This is a genomic window from Chryseobacterium sp. (assembly GCF_008014695.1).
GTDB lineage: Bacteria > Bacteroidota > Bacteroidia > Flavobacteriales > Weeksellaceae > Kaistella.
The window spans coordinates 179,812-196,449 of the sequence record NZ_VOXE01000003.1; the positions used below are offsets into that span (position 1 = coordinate 179,812).

The following is a 16,638-nucleotide window of genomic DNA, read 5'->3' on the forward strand; positions in this document are numbered from 1 at the left end:
TAACATTAAGTCAAAAAGTGGGAAAAAGTGGGAGGATTTAAAAATTATTATATAAATTTGTCCCAAATGAAGAATTTCATCGGAACATACGAGTGTAAAATTGACGACAAAGGCCGCCTCAAACTGCCTTCTTCGCTGGTAAAACAGATGGAGGATTTTGGGGGCGACGCATTTGTCGTGAAGCGTTCTGTGTTTCAGCCCTGTCTGGAAGTTTATCCAATGAAAGGCTGGGAAAAACTGATGGAAAAACTGAATAAGCTCAACCGTTTCATCAAAAAAAACGCTGACTTTATCAGGATATTTACGGCGGGTGTTAAAACCGTGGAACCCGATAATGTAGGCAGACTGCAGATTTCAAGAGATCTGGTACAGTTTGCAGGTCTTAAAAAGGAAATCGTGATTACGAGTGCCGGAGAACTGTTTGAAATCTGGGACAAAGAAGCGTACGAAAATGTCATCGCCACTTCCGAAGAAGATTTTGCAAAACAGGCCGAAGAAGTAATGGGCGACATCAGTTTTGATGACGAAAATTAAGCCGATCACTTTTAACAGTCCTTATTTCTAATCAAGTCCTATTCAAAAAATAAAAAATGTATCATAATCCAGTCCTTTTAAAGCAAAGTGTAGATGATTTGGTGACGAATCCGGACGGAATTTATGTAGATGTCACCTTCGGCGGCGGCGGCCATTCAAAAGAAATTTTGAAAAGACTGTCTGAAAAAGGAAAACTTTTCGCTTTCGATCAGGATCTGGATGCATTAAAAAATAATATTGATGACAGCCGTTTTACTCTAATCAACCAGAATTTCAGGTTTTTAGAAAATTCCCTTATGGTGTACGGACTTAAGCAGGTTGACGGAGTTTTAGCGGATCTGGGCGTTTCATCCCATCAGTTTGATGAAGCCGCACGGGGATTTTCAACGCGGAGCGATGCGCCTTTGGACATGAGAATGAATGTTCAACAACTTTTGGATGCCAAAAAAGTCATCAATGACTATGAAGAAGAACAGCTTGCCGACATTTTTTATTATTACGGCGAACTGAGAGAAGCCCGGAAACTGGCCCGCGAAATTGTTCACCACCGTAAACTGAAACCGATTGAAACCACGGAAGACCTGAAAAAACTCTTCAATTACATCCCTCAGTTTAAGCAGAATAAATTTTTCGCTCAGGTTTTTCAGGCCATCCGGATTGAAGTGAATCAGGAGCTTGAAGCGCTTAAGGAAATGCTGGTTCAGGCTTACCGGATCTTAAAACCCGGCGGTAGACTTGTCGTGATCTCTTATCATTCACTAGAAGACCGCCTTGTAAAAAGATTTCTCAAAAACGGAATGTTTGAAGGTGAACCGGAAAGGGACATTTACGGTAATTATTCCAAAACCTTTGAACTGCTCAAAAACAAAGCGGTAATTCCGGAAAAAGAAGAGATTGATGAAAATTCCAGAGCACGAAGCGCAAAGATGAGGACAGGAATTAAAATCTAATATTTTAAATGGCGAAAAGAACTGCATATAAACCCCAGAAGAAACTCACTTTTATAGATATTGTAAAAGGAAATTTCCTGAACCGGGATGAGATCAAAAATCATTACCAGTTTTTTTTGCTGCTGTTTGTATTGATGATGATCATGATTTACAGCAATCACCTCGTGAACCAGAAAATTGAAACCGTAAATCAGCTCAAAGAAGAAACAGAAGAATATAAATCGCGGAATGCGTATGCGCAAAGCCGCCTGATAAAAGTAAAAATGGAGTCCGAACTCGGCAAAGAAATGCTGCAGGACTCCCTGATGACCTTAGAAAATCATCCTCACAAACTATTGATAAAATTAGACAGTACAGATGGCGGTTCAAAATGAATACGACGTAAAGCGTAAAAAAACATTAAGATGGGGCTACCTTTTTGCAGGGTGTGCCTTCCTTCTGTTTGTGGTGTTTTTGGCCAGAATCGTTGTGCTTCAGAATACCAATGTCAAAGAAATCAAGGAAGATTATATCAGCAAAAATTACCGCGAGGCCACTCTGAAAGCAGCCCGCGGAAACCTGTATGCTGCCGATGGGTCTATCTTGGCCACTACCGTCATGAGATATGACATTTTCATCGATTTCAAGGTTATAAAAGACACCGTATACAACCAGAATATCGGCGATTTGACCGATTCCCTGAGCAAAATGTTCGGGAAACCGCGAAGTTATTTCCGCGCCAAGTTCGACAGCAACCGCAAAGCCAAAAACCAGTATTTCTCCTTGATTAAAGGGCTGGATTTTGATGATTACGACCGGATCCGGAAGTTTCCCCTTTTCAACAAAGGAAAAAACAAAGGCGGCTTCATCGTAGACCGTAATTACAAACGGGAACTCGCCACCACCGAAATCGGTTCCGGAACCATAGGGATGGATAACGAGCAATACAAGTCAGGCCTCGAAGGCGCCTTTTCGAAATATTTAACAGGAACAGACGGGAAAAGACTTGAACAGCGCATCAACTCAAGTCAGTGGAAACCCATAGATTTCTGGAAAGTAAAGGAACCGGTTGATGGTCAGGATGTTTATACCACCATTGATCTCAGAATCCAGGATATTGCTCATTCCGCCCTCGAAAAACAATTGGTGAATTTTGATGCTGATCACGGCTGTGTTGTGGTGATGGAAGTGGCTACGGGAAAAGTGAAAGCGATGGTAAATCTCCGACGCACCGAACCGGGCGTTTACGTTGATGCGTACAATTATGCATTGAAAGATGCTACTGAACCGGGCTCCACATTCAAAACAGTTTCTCTTCTGGCCGCGATGGATGATGGTTTCATTGATGAAAATACCACCGTGGATGTTGGAAACGGCGTCTGGACCTATGCAAAACAGAGGATTTCAGACGGTCACGGCGGCGGAACATACGAAATCTCTGATGTTCTGGCAAAATCCAGCAACGTGGGCTCCGCAAAGCTGATTACAAAGTACTATGCCGATAAACCGCAGGTTTTCCTGGATCATCTGAGAAGGTGGAAAATGTTCGAGAAACTGGATATTGAATTGCCGGGAGCTTCTAAACCATATATTGTTACACCCGAGGAAACCAGATGGAACGCAGCTACTCTGGCCTCACTTGCGTATGGTTATTCCTCAAGATTCAATTTGCTGCAGCTCACTACTTTCTACAACGGAGTTGCCAATAAAGGAAAAATGCTGAAACCGCTTTTCATTGATAAAATAATGAAAGACGGTCAAACTTTATATGAAGCGAAACCGGAAGTGATGGTGAGCAAAATGGCTTCTGAAAAGGCGATCAATATGATGACCAGTGCATTAACGAAGGCTGTTGAAAAGGGAACCGCAAAAAGCATCTTCACCCCGAACCTCAAAATGGCAGGTAAAACAGGTACCGCAAGATTTGAATACTGGAAACCCGGCCCCGCAAAATATCAGGCTTCCTTTGCCGGATTTTATCCTGCAGATAATCCGAAATATACCTGTATCGTGATGATCAATCAGCCCGATACTTCCAAAGGTTTTTACGGCGCTGCCGTTTCAGCTCCGGTTTTCAAGGAAATCGCAGGAAAAACGTTCCTGAAGACCCCGCAGAATATCGAAAAGGAACTGCTGGTCGACAGAAAAGTTGATCTGAGCAAAATGGTGAAACCACGCGTAAAAATCGTCGTGAACGGAAACCAAATGCCAAGTGTGGTTGGTCTGATCGGAAAAAACATTATTCCGCAGCTGGAAAACTTAGGTTACCGCGTCGATTTCAAAGGAGTCGGGAAAATTCGCGAACAGTTTCCGCTTGAAGGCACAATTATTAAAAAAAATCAAAGAATATATCTGTCTCTGCAGAATTAATTCTTAAAAACAGATGAATTTAGAAGCATTATTAAACCGCATCTCCGTTCTGGAAATTATTGGAAACACGAGCCAAAACATTTCAGAAATCGTTTTCGACAGCCGAAAAGCCGTGGAAGATTCGATGTACGTTGCCCTGAAAGGATCTGTTTCAGACGGTCATTCATTTATTGCGGCAGCTATTGAAAAAGGGGCAAAAGCAATTGTATGCGAAGATTTTCCGGCAAATCTGGAAGCGAAAATCATCTACATCAAAGTAAAGGATGCGTCGGTAACGCTAGGAAATCTTGCCGCAAATTTTTACGGAAATCCTTCTGAAAAACTAAACCTCATCGGAGTAACGGGAACGAACGGGAAAACCACGACAACAACTCTTCTCTTCGACATTTTCACTCAGCTTGGGTTTAAATGCGCACTCGTTTCAACAGTAGAATACCGGATTGCAGACGAAATCATTCCCTCCACCCATACAACTCCAGATGTGATCCGGCTGAACCAGATGCTTGCAAAAGCAGTGGAAAAAGGCTGTGAATATGCTTTTATGGAAGTTTCTTCACACGGGATCCATCAGAAGCGAACCGAAGGTCTGCATTTTAAGATCGCCGGTTTTACGAATCTCACCCACGATCATCTGGATTATCATCAGACTTTTGGAGAATATCTGAAAACCAAAAAAAGGTTTTTTGATGAACTGAATGCCGATGCGGTAGCCATTGTAAACATCGATGACAAAAACGGCAGTGTCATGCTGCAGAACACGAAAGCGGTCCAAAAAACCTATGCTTTGAAGACAATGGCCGATTATCACGGAAAAATTCTGGAAGCGGATTTCAACGGAATGCTTCTGAACTTCGGCGGAAAAGAATTCTGGACGACATTAACCGGAAAATTCAATGTGTACAATCTCCTTCTGGCGTTTGCCATCACTGTGGAGAGCGGATTTGCAGAGGATGAAGTACTGCAGGCCATTTCGAAATTAAAAAGAGTGAAGGGAAGGTTTGAAACTCTGAGATCAGACGGCGGAATCTTCATTGTAGTGGATTATGCCCACACTCCCGACGCGCTGGAAAATATTCTGGATTCCATCAACGAGATCCGCACAAAAAATGAAAGGCTGATCACCGTTTTCGGTTGTGGCGGCGACAGAGATAACGCAAAAAGGCCGGAAATGGGGAAAATCGCCACGAGAAAATCGACGCTTGCGATTATCACTTCGGACAACCCCAGGAGTGAAAATCCGGAAGCCATCATCAAAGAAATTGAAGCGGGTGTTGAGCCACAGAACTTCAGCAAGTACACTTCAATTCCGGACCGTAAAGAAGCCATAAAAATGGCTCTGAAATTTGCAGAACCAAGGGATATCATTCTTCTTGCCGGCAAAGGCCACGAGAACTATCAGGAAATCAATGGCGAGAAAAATCATTTCGATGACAAAGAAATGATTCTGGATCTGGCGAGAAAAATGTCAAAATAATTTAAAACAGGAAAGAAATGCTGTATTACCTCTACGAATATTTTACCGCCCACGGAATCCACATTCCGGGGATGAATCTTTTGCGTTACATTTCTTTTCGTGCAGCAATGGCTGTTTTGCTTTCTCTCATCATTGCCCTTGCTTACGGTAAAAGAATCATCAATTATCTGAGGTCGAAGCAGATGGGCGAACTGGTGCGCGATTTAGGGCTCGAAGGGCAGAAACAAAAAGAAGGCACGCCAACCATGGGTGGACTCATCATTATTATGGCCACTTTAATTCCGGTCTTGCTTTTTACACGGGTGTACAATGTTTATATCATGCTGCTTATCATTTCGGTGGTTTGGATGGGACTGATTGGTTTTATTGATGATTATCTGAAGAAAATTAAGAAAAACAAGGATGGGCTGAGCGGAAAATTCAAGGTAATCGGTCAGGTCGGGTTGGGCCTTATTGTTGGGATTACGATGTATTTTCATCCCGACATTACGATCAAAAGAAAATATTCTGACGCACCGGTAGTGAACAGAAACAATGTGGAAACCAACTTTATGCCGACCGAAAAGGCCACTATTTCCACGGTACCTTTTATTAAAAATAACGAATTCGACTACAGCGGTCTTTTATTTTGGATGACTCCCGAAGAAGCACACGAATGGGCTTGGATTGTCTTTATTCCGATTGTGATTTTCATCGTTACGGCAGTATCAAATGGTGCAAATATCACCGACGGAATTGACGGTCTTGCGGCCGGAACAAGCGTCGTCATACTTCTGGCGCTGGCATTTTTCGCCTACATTTCAGGAAACATCATTTTTGCAGATTACCTCAACATCATGTTTCTCCCAAACATGGGCGAGACGACCATTTTTGCTCTCGCACTGGTGGGAGCCGTCATCGGGTTTTTCTGGTACAATACCTATCCGGCGCAGGTGTTCATGGGCGATACAGGAAGTCTGATGCTGGGCGGCGTAATTGCCGTTTTGGCGGTGATTTTAAGAAAAGAACTGATGATTCCGGTGCTCTGCGGAATATTTCTGATCGAAAATATTTCAGTGATGCTTCAGGTGGCCGTTTTTAAATACAGAAAAAGAAAATTCGGGCTCGAATACGCACAGAATAACAGACTTTTCAAGATGTCTCCGCTTCACCATCATTATCAGAAAGAAGGATATCACGAAAGTAAGATTGTGAACCGTATGGTCATTATCGGAGTCATGTTTGCGATTATCTGTCTAATCACTCTTAAAGTAAGATAGAGATTTGCCTGAATTGGAGAAATTTAATAATGGTTTTCCATTAAAATAAAAAAGTTAGAATGAAAATAGTTGTTTTGGGAGGAGGAGAAAGCGGTTTTGGGGCAGCTTATTTAGCGCAAAAAAAAGGTCTGGAAGTTTTTCTCTCAGACAAGGGGATCATTAACGATGAATATAAAAATCTTCTGAACGAAGCCGGAATTGAATATGAAGAAGAAAATCACGATGAAGAAAGGATTTTAGCCGCCGACTGGATCATTAAGTCTCCCGGGATTCCCAAAAAAGCCGATATTATTTATAAAATCAATCAGAAAGGAATCAGGCTCTCATCAGAAATTGAATTCGCCTCAGAATTTACCACTGCCAAGATCATTGCCATTACAGGAAGCAATGGGAAAACAACCACCACCTCGCTCATCTATCATTTACTCAAAAACGATGATCTGAAAGTAGGTCTGGGCGGAAACATCGGGAAAAGTTTCGCAAAGCAGGTAGCTGATGAAAATTTCGATTACTATGTACTCGAAGTAAGCTCTTTTCAGCTGGATGATATTCAGAATTTCAGACCGCATATTTCTCTGCTGTTAAATTTGAGTCAGGATCATTTGGATCAGTACAACTACAATTACGAGGAATATTCCATGGCAAAATTCAGAATCGCCGAAAATCAGGAGAATGACAATTTCTTTATTTACAATAAAGATGACATCATGAGCATGAACCTTCTGGAGAAACTTGAGATCAAGGCCCAAATGATTCCTTTTTCAACCAAAGAAAAACTAAAGGAAGGTGGTTTTGTGAACAACGATAAAATTGTGGTAAAGCTTGCAGATGAATTCTCAATGAAGATTGAGGAGCTTTCGCTTGTCGGAAATCACAATGTGGCAAACAGTTTAGCAGCCTCAATTGCCGGAAAAATTCTGCAGATCAGCAATGAAAGCATCCGAAATTCCCTGATGACCTTTCAGGCCGTAGAACACCGGCTGGAAGACGTGGCAGAAATTGACGGTGTAAAATTCATCAACGACAGTAAGGCAACGAATGTAAATGCAGCCTATTATGCACTCGAAAGCATGAAAAATCCAACAATATGGATCGTCGGCGGAGTGGATAAAGGAAACGATTATACCGAAATTGAAGAACTGGTTAAAAGAAAAGTAAAAGCAATCGTGTGCCTTGGTCTTGATAATGATAAAATCATCGATTTCTTTCAGGGCAAAAAAGATCTGATTTACAGCACTTCAAGTATGGAAGAAGCGGTAAAAGTTTCAAAATCCATCGCCGAAAAAGGTGATACGGTCTTGCTTTCGCCGTGTTGCGCAAGCTTTGATTTATTCGACAATTACGAAGACCGCGGAAACCAGTTTAAAGCAGAAGTTCTAAAAAAATAAAAAACTTCACAAAAAACAATGAACGAACAGTATACAGAAGACAAATTTGAATACCTGAAAGGCGACAAAGTCCTTTGGGCGGTCATCATTTTGATTTCCGTTTTCTCCATATTTCCGGTATATTCTGCAAGTTCGAATCTGGAGTATATCGTTAACAACGGAACCACAACGGGCCATGTCATGAAACACATGTTTTTTGTGGTCATCGGTTTGGGCGTGATGCGCGGGGTTGGTTTTGTAAAATATGAGCACATCGGGAAACTGAGCACCATTTTACTCGGAATTTCTGTCCTTCTGTTGATTGTAACGATGTTTTCCGGACAAACCATCGACGGAGCAAGTGCGTCGCGGTGGCTGAAGATTCCGGGAACACCTTTCTCCTTTCAGCCTTCATCTTTCGCCTATTTAACGCTCATTATTTATCTCTGCAGGTATCTGACTAAAAAAATCAACCGGGAAAGGCTCCCAATTGAGAACATTTTATACATTTTCGGACCCATCTTATTAGTTTTCGTTTTAGTGGCGAAAGACAACGGTTCTACTGCGCTCATGATTCTGATGGTTTCCGTAGCAGTATTGATTGTCGGACAGCTGAACTGGAAGTATGTCGCAGGATTTATTTCGACCTCGGTTGTAGCGATTGTCCTGTTCATTATGGTTGCCTTAAACACCAGTCTCATTGGCGGAAACCGGGTACATACCTGGATGAGCCGTGTGGAAACATTCACAAGTGCCAAAGCAAAAACCGCTGATTTAGAAGATGAAAGCGTAAAAGCAAAAAACTATCAGGTCATGCAGGCAAAGGCAGCCATCGTTCATGGTGGCATCACCGGAATGGGGCCTGGAAAAAGCGCTTTGAAACAGATGCTCCCACAGTCGGCCTCAGATTTTATATTTGCAATTATTGTTGAAGAATACGGCCTTTTCGGAGCTTTCTTTCTCATTACCCTTTACCTCATCATGATCATCAGGATTGTGATGATTGCAAGCAAAATGCCCGCTTTTTTCGGGTCCCTGCTCGTGCTTTCAATGGGAATCATGATTTTTATACAGCTTTCTGTAAATATTGCCGTAGCTATCAATCTCATACCGGTAACGGGGCAGCCTTTACCGCTGATCAGTTATGGAGGAACTTCGATGCTTGTCACCTATTTCCAGCTCGGAATTATTTTAAATGTAAGTTCCAGAATTCAGGTTTATGACGAAGAAGGAATGGGAAAAAAACAAAATTACGAAGAGATAAATGATATTGCATAAATATCAGTTTCAAAAATAAAAAAATGAACAGAAAATTAAGAATTTTACTCAGTGGAGGCGGTACAGGAGGACATATTTTCCCTGCAATTGCTCTTGCCGATGAAATCAGAAAAAGATTTCCGGAGGCTGAATTTCTGTTCATTGGTGCCAAAGGAAAAATGGAAATGGAAAAAATTCCGCAGGCCGGTTACAAAATCGAAGGAATTGACATCGCCGGAATCGACAGGGGAAACCCTTTATCGAATTTCGGTTTGCCCATTAAAATTTTAAAAAGTGTATCGAGATCAAAAAAAATAGTGAAAGATTTCAAACCCGATTTCGCCATCGGAACCGGCGGTTTCGCGAGCGGACCCGCTTTGTATGCCGCATCTTCACTTGGAATTCCTATTTTTATTCAGGAGCAGAATTCCCACGCCGGAATTACGAACAAAATTCTGAGCAAAAAAGCGAAAAAGATTTTCACCGCATATCCTGATGTGGAAGGTTTTGCTAAAAGCAAAACTGCCTTTCTTGGAAATCCTGTCCGCCAGAATATCATTGCCGGACTGATGGACACTGATGAGGCCAAAGAAAAACTTGGACTGGATAAAAATAAATTAACCATTCTTTCCGTCGGCGGATCTTTAGGGTCAAAAACGTTAAACGATGCCTGGAAAGAAAATATAGAAAAATTGACAGATAAAGGCTACCAACTCATCTGGCAGACGGGAAAGCTTCAGTACAAAGAACTGAGCGAAAATGCAGCATTCAATAATTCAGAATTGGTTCAGTTGAAGGAATTTATTGCCGATATGGCGCTTGCCTATTCTGCTGCAGATGTAATTGTTTCCCGTGCCGGAGCGATTGCGATATCGGAATTGGCGATTGCGCAGAAGCCCGTTTTACTGGTTCCCTTTCCTTTCGCAGCCGAAGATCATCAGACCAAAAACGCGATGAATCTGGTCGATAAAAAAGCGGCAAAAATGGTAAAGGATTCCGAAATGCAGGAGAAATTCTGGAATACGCTGCTTGAAATCTGCGAAAATGAAAACCTGAGACACGAAATGTCTTCAAACCTGAAGTTTTTTGCAAAACCAAATGCGACGGAAGAAATTGTGGATGGGATTTTAGCCCAATTAAATTTAGAAAATTAAGATGAAATCTTTAGAAACATATCAGAACTTCTACTTTGTAGGGATCGGCGGCATCGGGATGAGCGCTTTGGCGCGCTATTTCAATGCTTCCGGGAAAAAAGTTCTGGGGTACGACAAAACCGTGACAAAACTCACTTCTGCTTTGGTATCGGAAGGGATTGACATTGTTTTTGAAGATACCGTTGATGCTAAAATTTCAGATTTAAACAAAGACAATACGCTTGTTATTTTTACTCCTGCCATTAAAAAGCTGGAGATTCTCAAGCATTTCCATGACGAAGGCTTTACCGTTCTGAAAAGAGCAAAAGTTCTCGGAATGATTACCGAAAATACCAACTGTATTGCGATTGCTGGAACCCACGGAAAAACAACGACCTCATCTCTCGTGGCGCATCTTTGTAAAGAAGCCAACCTTCCTTTCTCCTGTTTTTTAGGCGGGATTGCGGAGAATTTCAAGTCCAATTTTCATTATAATGGAAATGAATATTCAGTCGTTGAAGCTGATGAATACGACAGGAGCTTTCTCTCCCTTTCTCCGGACTGGGCGGTCATTACTTCAATTGATGCAGATCACTTGGATATTTATGGCGATGCTGCAACCATTGAACAGGGTTTCCGGGATTTTGCAGGCTTGGTTCCGGAAAATGACCGGCTTTTTGTGAGAAAAGGAATCAACATCGGCAGAGCCTCAAAAACCTATGCCGTAAACGAGGAAGCCGACTATTATTCCGATAACATCCGCGAAGAAGGTGATAAAATCTATTTCGATTTTCACACCCCGGATGAAGAAATTGATGATTTTGTCTGGGAAATCCCGGGAATTCACAATGTTGAAAATGCAACTGCAGCCATCGCCATCCTTCACCGTTTGGGGGTTGATTTCGAAGTGATCAAACGCGGAATTGCCGGTTTCAAAGGCATTAAAAGAAGATACACGAAACACCGTTTCGAAAACGGGAAGATTTATATTGATGATTATGCACACCATCCGACTGAACTGAACGCCGTAATCGGATCGATAAAAACTTTTTATCCGAAAAAGAAGCTTTTGGTGGTTTTTCAGCCGCATCTGTTCAGCCGGACGCGCGATTTTGCGGACGGTTTTGCCGACAGTCTGAACAAAGCCGATGAACTGATCCTCCTGGACATTTACCCTGCGCGCGAAATTCAGGAAAATTTCGAAGGAATTACTTCAAAATGGCTGTCAGATAAAATCAAACTTGAAAAAAAGGAAGTTTCAACGCTTGATGAAACTTTCGGACGAATAAAAGAGAAGGATTTCGATATTTTACTCACGGTGGGAGCCGGGAATATCGATACTTTATACGATGGAATTACAGAATGGCTTCAAAATAAAATTTAAGAAACAGGAGCTTTAAAAAATGAAAAACAAATACAGAATACTGAAAATAGCCGTAACGGTAATCATCCTCGGGTTTTTATTGAGCTTTTCCCTGAAAAGATTCAATGATAAATCCCTGGAAAATGTTTCTGTAAACCTGACGAAAACCAAAAACCCCGTTTATTTTATTGATGAAAAAGACATCAGGGAAATTGTAAAAAAATCGAGCCCGACAAAAAGACTTGGCGACCTCGACATTCCGGCTCTTGAAAAAAGGCTCAATCAGCTTCCGGCGGTGGACAGCGCGAATGTATTCCTTAACCTGAACGGCAAACTGAATCTGGACATCAAACAGCGCGTTCCGTCTTTCAGGCTGAATAACAACGGCAAAGATTTCTATGTTGATGAAAAAGGAAACGAGTTCCCGCTTTCCGACAACTATTCTTATCCGTGCATGTTGGTAATGGGCGATGTAAAAAAATCTGAATATAAAAAACTCGCGGAACTCATTGATAAAATTGACCGCGATGAATTCAGCAGGAAATATTTTATCGGCATTGCAAAAGAAAAGGAAAGCTACCATCTTTTCACAAGCGAAGGAAATTACAAAGTAGAAATCGGTGATCTCGACAATATTGAAATTAAAGTGAAAGGATTTAAAACATTTGTCGAAAAATATCTAGTAGAACAGTCGCCGGAAAAATATACCAAAATATCTGTAAAGTTTGATAACCAGATCGTTACGACTTTAAATCCGAATTTTGAAGAAAATGACAGCATTCTGGAAGTCGGGAACAAGGAAATGGCTAAACTCCCGCTGACTGCTGCAAAAAAAGAACACGCGGAAGCCAGGACTCAAAAACCTTCACAAAAAATCGCCTCAAAACCTGCCGCAAGAAAAGGGCAGACCAAAGAAAAGTCAAAAATCACCGCTGCGAAACCTGTAACTACAGAAAAAAAGAAAAAAACCGCTTCTTCAACTGCCAAACCTGCAGCGAAAAAGAAAGCAACCGTTAAAATAGAATAAAAAATCAAATCATATCAAATGGAAACAAACGAATATTCAGTAGGTCTCGATATCGGAACTACTAAAATCGTAGCCATTGTCGGCAGAAGAAATGCGCACGGAAAAATTGAAATTCTGGGCGTTGGGAAAGCGAAGAGCCTTGGCGTTCACAAAGGGATCGTGAATAACATTTCGCAGACCATCAATTCGATAAAAATGGCCGTCGCAGAAGCGCAGACCAGCGCAGGCGTTCCCATCAGGAACGTTACGGTGGGAATTGCCGGAAAACACATCAGAAGTCTCCAGCATTCCGACTATATTATGCGGGAACACCCCGACCAATATATTACCGAAGACGATATTGAAAAACTCAAAGATCAGGTGAAAAAACTGGTCATGCTTCCGGGTGAAGAAATTATCCATGTTCTTCCACAGGAATATAAAGTAGATTCCGAAGGGGAAATCCAGGAACCGGTCGGCATGCACGGAAAACGTCTTGAAGCCAATTTCCATGTGGTAGTGGGTCAGATGGGGAGTATCCGCAACATCGCCCGTTGCGTTCGCGAAGCCGGCCTTGAAATGGAAGCGCTGACTCTGGAACCGCTCGCCTCTTCCGAAGCCGTTCTGACCAAAGAAGAAAAAGAGGCCGGAGTCGCCATTGTTGATATCGGCGGCGGAACGACAGATATCGCGATTTTCAAAGACAATATTATCCGTCACACCTGTGTCATTCCTTACGGCGGCGGAATCATTACCGATGACATCAAAGAAGGATGTTCCATTATTGAAAAACACGCTGAACAATTGAAGACAAAATTTGGGTCTGCCGTTCCTGAACTGGAAAAAGACAGCACTTTTGTCACAATTCCCGGACTTCACGGAAGACCGGACAAAGAAATTTCCTTAAAAACACTGGCTCAGATCGTAAATGCGAGGGTTGAAGAGATTCTGGAAATGGTAAACACCGAACTGAAAGCGTACGGCGCCTTCGAACAGAAGAAAAAACTCATAGCTGGAATCGTTCTGACGGGTGGTGGTTCCAATCTGCGTCATCTTCGCCAATTGGCCAATTACACCACCGGGTTCGACAGCAGAATCGGTTTTGCGAATGAATATGTCGCCAACGATAAAAACCAATATCTGAAAGGTCCCGAATTTGCAACATCCATCGGACTTTTGATGGAGAGTTTAAAGATCCGCGACAAAAAAATCCTTCCGGAAATTGAAGAAAAACCTGAAAAAACGAAAGCTCAGGAGCCTGAAAATGCCGTAAGTACAGAAATCGCAACAGAATTCAGGGCGGAAGAAACGGCAATCAGAGAAATGATTGAAACCAGGAAAGCAAAACCCACTTTCGGCCAGTCGTTAATGGAAAAAGTTAAAAAATTCTTTGAAGAAGTAGAATAAATCTAAAAAAACACAGCACTATGGAAAATATGAACACACACGGATTTTCATTTGATTTGCCCAAAGGAAATTCATCAATTATAAAAGTGATCGGAGTTGGAGGCGGCGGTAACAACGCTTTGAAACACATGTACGAGAGAGGAATTCACGGCGTAGATTTCGTCATCTGCAATACCGATGCACAGACTTTGGACAACAATCCGGTTTCCAATAAAGTTCAGCTCGGGGTTACAATTACCGAAGGGCTTGGCGCAGGTGCAGATCCTGAAGTTGGGGAAAAAGCGGCCATCGAAAGCATCGAAGACATTAAAGCAGCAATGGGCCAGAACACCAAAATGGTCTTCATTACAGCCGGAATGGGGGGCGGCACAGGAACCGGCGCGGCTCCAGTGATTGCAAAAGTGGCAAAAGACATGGGAATTCTGACCGTTGGAATTGTAACTATCCCTTTTAATTTCGAAGGAAAAAGAAGACTGGAACAGGCTGATCTGGGTCTTGAAAAATTAAGAAATAATGTCGATTCTTTAATCGTCATCAATAATGATAAATTAAGACAGCAGTACGGAAATCTCGGTTTCAAATCAGGTTTTTCAAAAGCTGATGAAGTGTTGACGAACGCTGCAAAAGGAATGGCAGAGGTAATTACCGGATATTTTGATGTCAATATTGATTTCCGGGATGCAAAATCTGTCCTGGCCAACTCCGGAACGGCGCTGATGTCGAACGGAATTGCTTCCGGCGAAAACAAAGCTGAAGAAGCGGTGAAAAAAGCCCTCGATTCTCCATTGCTGAACGATAACAAAATCACAGGCGCGAAAAACGTCCTACTCCTGATCAGAAGCGGTTCCGAAGAGGTGACCATGGATGAAATCGGGGTGATTATGGATCATATTCAGAAAGAAGCTGGAAACACTGCTGATATTATTTTTGGAGTGGGAACTGACGAAGAATTGGGCGATGCAGTGAGCGTACTCGTTATAGCGACAGGTTTTGCAAAAGACAACCAGAAACACTCGGGACCGACAGAAAAGATCAAATTTACTTTAAATGACCACCGCGAGGCGGCTGTGCCGAAAGAATCTCCGTTCAAACAGAGAATGGAAACCGAGGAAAACAAAAATGATGATTTTGCAGGCAAAAGCCTTTTCCGGCTGGATGATGAAGATGATGCAATAACGCCACAGTTTAATGTAAAAACTGTAGAAAAAAAAATGACTGTTGAAGAAGAAATTTCAACCGAGATCCGTTTTTTTGACAGAAATGAGGAAATAAACGAAACGCCTCTTCAGAATTACTCCGGAATAGAGGACGAAGTGGTGGAAACAGACCTTTTTTCATACGATGACCGTGCGGACGACAGAATGGAATCACAGTCTTTCAGTTTCGGTTTCGAAGAAAAACCTGACCTTTCCCAGAATGTGAATTCCTTATTTTCCGAAGAAAAGCCAATGGAATTCAGTTTCTTCATTGACGAACCTGTTGAAGAGAAAACGCCACAGGCTGAGCCTGAGATGAAAATTCAGGAAACTCCGGTTCAGAAGACAGAAGTTTTTACCGAACCGAAATCAGAGCCAAAAACACCTGAAATTAAAGAGGAAAGTAACAAATTTGAAAGAGAAGATGACTTCACCTTCATCACCAAGACTTCTTCAAACGATAAAATCTTTGAAAGAAGAAACAAACTGAAGGAATTCAATTCCCGATACCACAATCTGGATGCTGAAAACGATTTCGAAATGGTTCCTGCTTTCAAAAGAAAAAACATTGCTTTAGACGGTGGAAATGCTTCAGAACAGAACATCAGCACGTTTCTTTCGGAAAACAACGGGACCATGCAGATCAGAGAAAATAAATTTCTCAATAAAGATGTAGATTAATTAAAATCAAGACCATGAGTTTAGAAATAACCATCACCGAAGCGATTAAAACCGCGATGAGAGAGAAGGATAAAGTTGCTCTCGATTCCCTGCGTGCCGTAAAAGCACAGATATTACTGCTGAAAACCGAATCCAGAGGTGCAGAAGTTTCTCCGGATCAGGAAATTGCGATTGTGCAACGCATGATCAAACAGCGTAAGGATTCTTACGACCAGTTTGTTGCGCAGAACAGACATGATCTGGCGGATGTAGAAGCTGCACAGATGAAAATCATCGAAAAGTTCCTTCCAAAGCAGTTTTCCACAGAAGAACTCGAAACTGAAATGAAGAAAATCATTCAGGAAACTGGTGCTGAAAGTATTAAAGATTTAGGAAAAGTAATGGGCATCGCCAATAAAAGTTTTGCCGGAAAAAGCGACGGAAAAAGCATATCTGAAATGGCTAAAAAACTGCTTTCCTGATTGGAATGAAAGGGAATCCGGATATTTCTGATTTCCATATTTAACACAGATATTCAACCTTTGCATATCGATTTGATTGGAATTCCGGAATCAGCAGATTCCGGAATTTTTTGCCATTTTGTCCGTCATAGGGATTTGGAATGATTTTGATAATTAAATTGAATGAATTTAGTTTATAAAATGCACTAAATTTGTAAACTA

14 protein-coding genes are annotated in these 16,638 nt (G+C 41.8%); all 14 read left to right on the forward strand.

Features of this window, described 5'->3' with window-relative positions:
• Positions 1-66 precede the first annotated feature (66 nt).
• The 14 genes from mraZ to FUA25_RS08740 are packed head-to-tail and all read left to right on the forward strand — an operon-like array spanning position 67 to position 16,437.
• The gene (gene mraZ / locus FUA25_RS08675; RefSeq protein WP_147756523.1) at positions 67-534 is read left to right on the forward strand and encodes a division/cell wall cluster transcriptional repressor MraZ; all 468 of its coding nucleotides are present in this window, start codon (positions 67-69) and stop codon (positions 532-534) included.
• Between the two features lie 56 nt (positions 535-590).
• Positions 591-1,484: a 16S rRNA (cytosine(1402)-N(4))-methyltransferase RsmH gene (gene rsmH / locus FUA25_RS08680; RefSeq protein WP_147756524.1), complete on the forward strand. Its 894-nt coding sequence runs from the start codon at positions 591-593 to the stop codon at positions 1,482-1,484.
• An 8-nt stretch (positions 1,485-1,492) separates the two neighbouring features.
• Positions 1,493-1,858 (forward strand): FtsL-like putative cell division protein, encoded by a 366-nt coding sequence (locus tag FUA25_RS08685; RefSeq protein ID WP_147756525.1) that lies wholly within the window; start codon positions 1,493-1,495, stop codon positions 1,856-1,858.
• Complete coding sequence (locus tag FUA25_RS08690) at positions 1,842-3,833, forward strand: penicillin-binding transpeptidase domain-containing protein (RefSeq protein WP_147756526.1); 1,992 nt, start codon at positions 1,842-1,844, stop codon at positions 3,831-3,833. Before FUA25_RS08685 ends, FUA25_RS08690 begins: the two co-directional genes overlap by 17 nt.
• Positions 3,834-3,846: 13 nt before the next feature.
• The gene (locus FUA25_RS08695) at positions 3,847-5,307 is read left to right on the forward strand and encodes a UDP-N-acetylmuramoyl-L-alanyl-D-glutamate--2,6-diaminopimelate ligase (RefSeq protein WP_147756527.1); all 1,461 of its coding nucleotides are present in this window, start codon (positions 3,847-3,849) and stop codon (positions 5,305-5,307) included.
• A 17-nt stretch (positions 5,308-5,324) separates the two neighbouring features.
• Entirely contained in the window at positions 5,325-6,566 is a 1,242-nt protein-coding gene (gene mraY / locus FUA25_RS08700) for a phospho-N-acetylmuramoyl-pentapeptide-transferase (RefSeq protein WP_147756528.1), read from the forward strand.
• Positions 6,567-6,625: 59 nt separating this feature from the next.
• A complete protein-coding gene (murD, locus tag FUA25_RS08705; RefSeq protein WP_147756529.1) occupies positions 6,626-7,954 on the forward strand; it encodes a UDP-N-acetylmuramoyl-L-alanine--D-glutamate ligase in 1,329 nt (442 codons plus the stop codon).
• An 18-nt stretch (positions 7,955-7,972) separates the two neighbouring features.
• Positions 7,973-9,211 carry an FtsW/RodA/SpoVE family cell cycle protein gene (locus FUA25_RS08710; protein WP_147756530.1) on the forward strand — a complete coding sequence of 413 codons (1,239 nt, stop codon included), beginning with the start codon at positions 7,973-7,975 and terminating at the stop codon, positions 9,209-9,211.
• Positions 9,212-9,234: 23 nt separating this feature from the next.
• A complete protein-coding gene (murG, locus tag FUA25_RS08715) occupies positions 9,235-10,344 on the forward strand; it encodes an undecaprenyldiphospho-muramoylpentapeptide beta-N-acetylglucosaminyltransferase (RefSeq protein WP_147756531.1) in 1,110 nt (369 codons plus the stop codon).
• A gap of 1 nt (position 10,345) precedes the next feature.
• Positions 10,346-11,707, forward strand: coding sequence for a UDP-N-acetylmuramate--L-alanine ligase (murC, locus tag FUA25_RS08720; RefSeq protein WP_147756532.1), 1,362 nt, complete (start codon positions 10,346-10,348; stop codon positions 11,705-11,707).
• Between the two features lie 19 nt (positions 11,708-11,726).
• Positions 11,727-12,713, forward strand: a complete 987-nt coding sequence (locus FUA25_RS08725) for a cell division protein FtsQ/DivIB (RefSeq protein WP_228411678.1) — start codon at positions 11,727-11,729, stop codon at positions 12,711-12,713.
• Positions 12,714-12,731: 18 nt separating this feature from the next.
• Complete coding sequence (ftsA, locus tag FUA25_RS08730; RefSeq protein WP_147756533.1) at positions 12,732-14,099, forward strand: cell division protein FtsA; 1,368 nt, start codon at positions 12,732-12,734, stop codon at positions 14,097-14,099.
• 20 nt (positions 14,100-14,119) lie between these two features.
• Positions 14,120-15,976 carry a cell division protein FtsZ gene (gene ftsZ, locus FUA25_RS08735; RefSeq protein WP_147756534.1) on the forward strand — a complete coding sequence of 619 codons (1,857 nt, stop codon included), beginning with the start codon at positions 14,120-14,122 and terminating at the stop codon, positions 15,974-15,976.
• A 14-nt stretch (positions 15,977-15,990) separates the two neighbouring features.
• Positions 15,991-16,437 (forward strand): GatB/YqeY domain-containing protein, encoded by a 447-nt coding sequence (locus FUA25_RS08740; protein WP_147756535.1) that lies wholly within the window; start codon positions 15,991-15,993, stop codon positions 16,435-16,437.
• Positions 16,438-16,638: the final 201 nt, after the last annotated feature.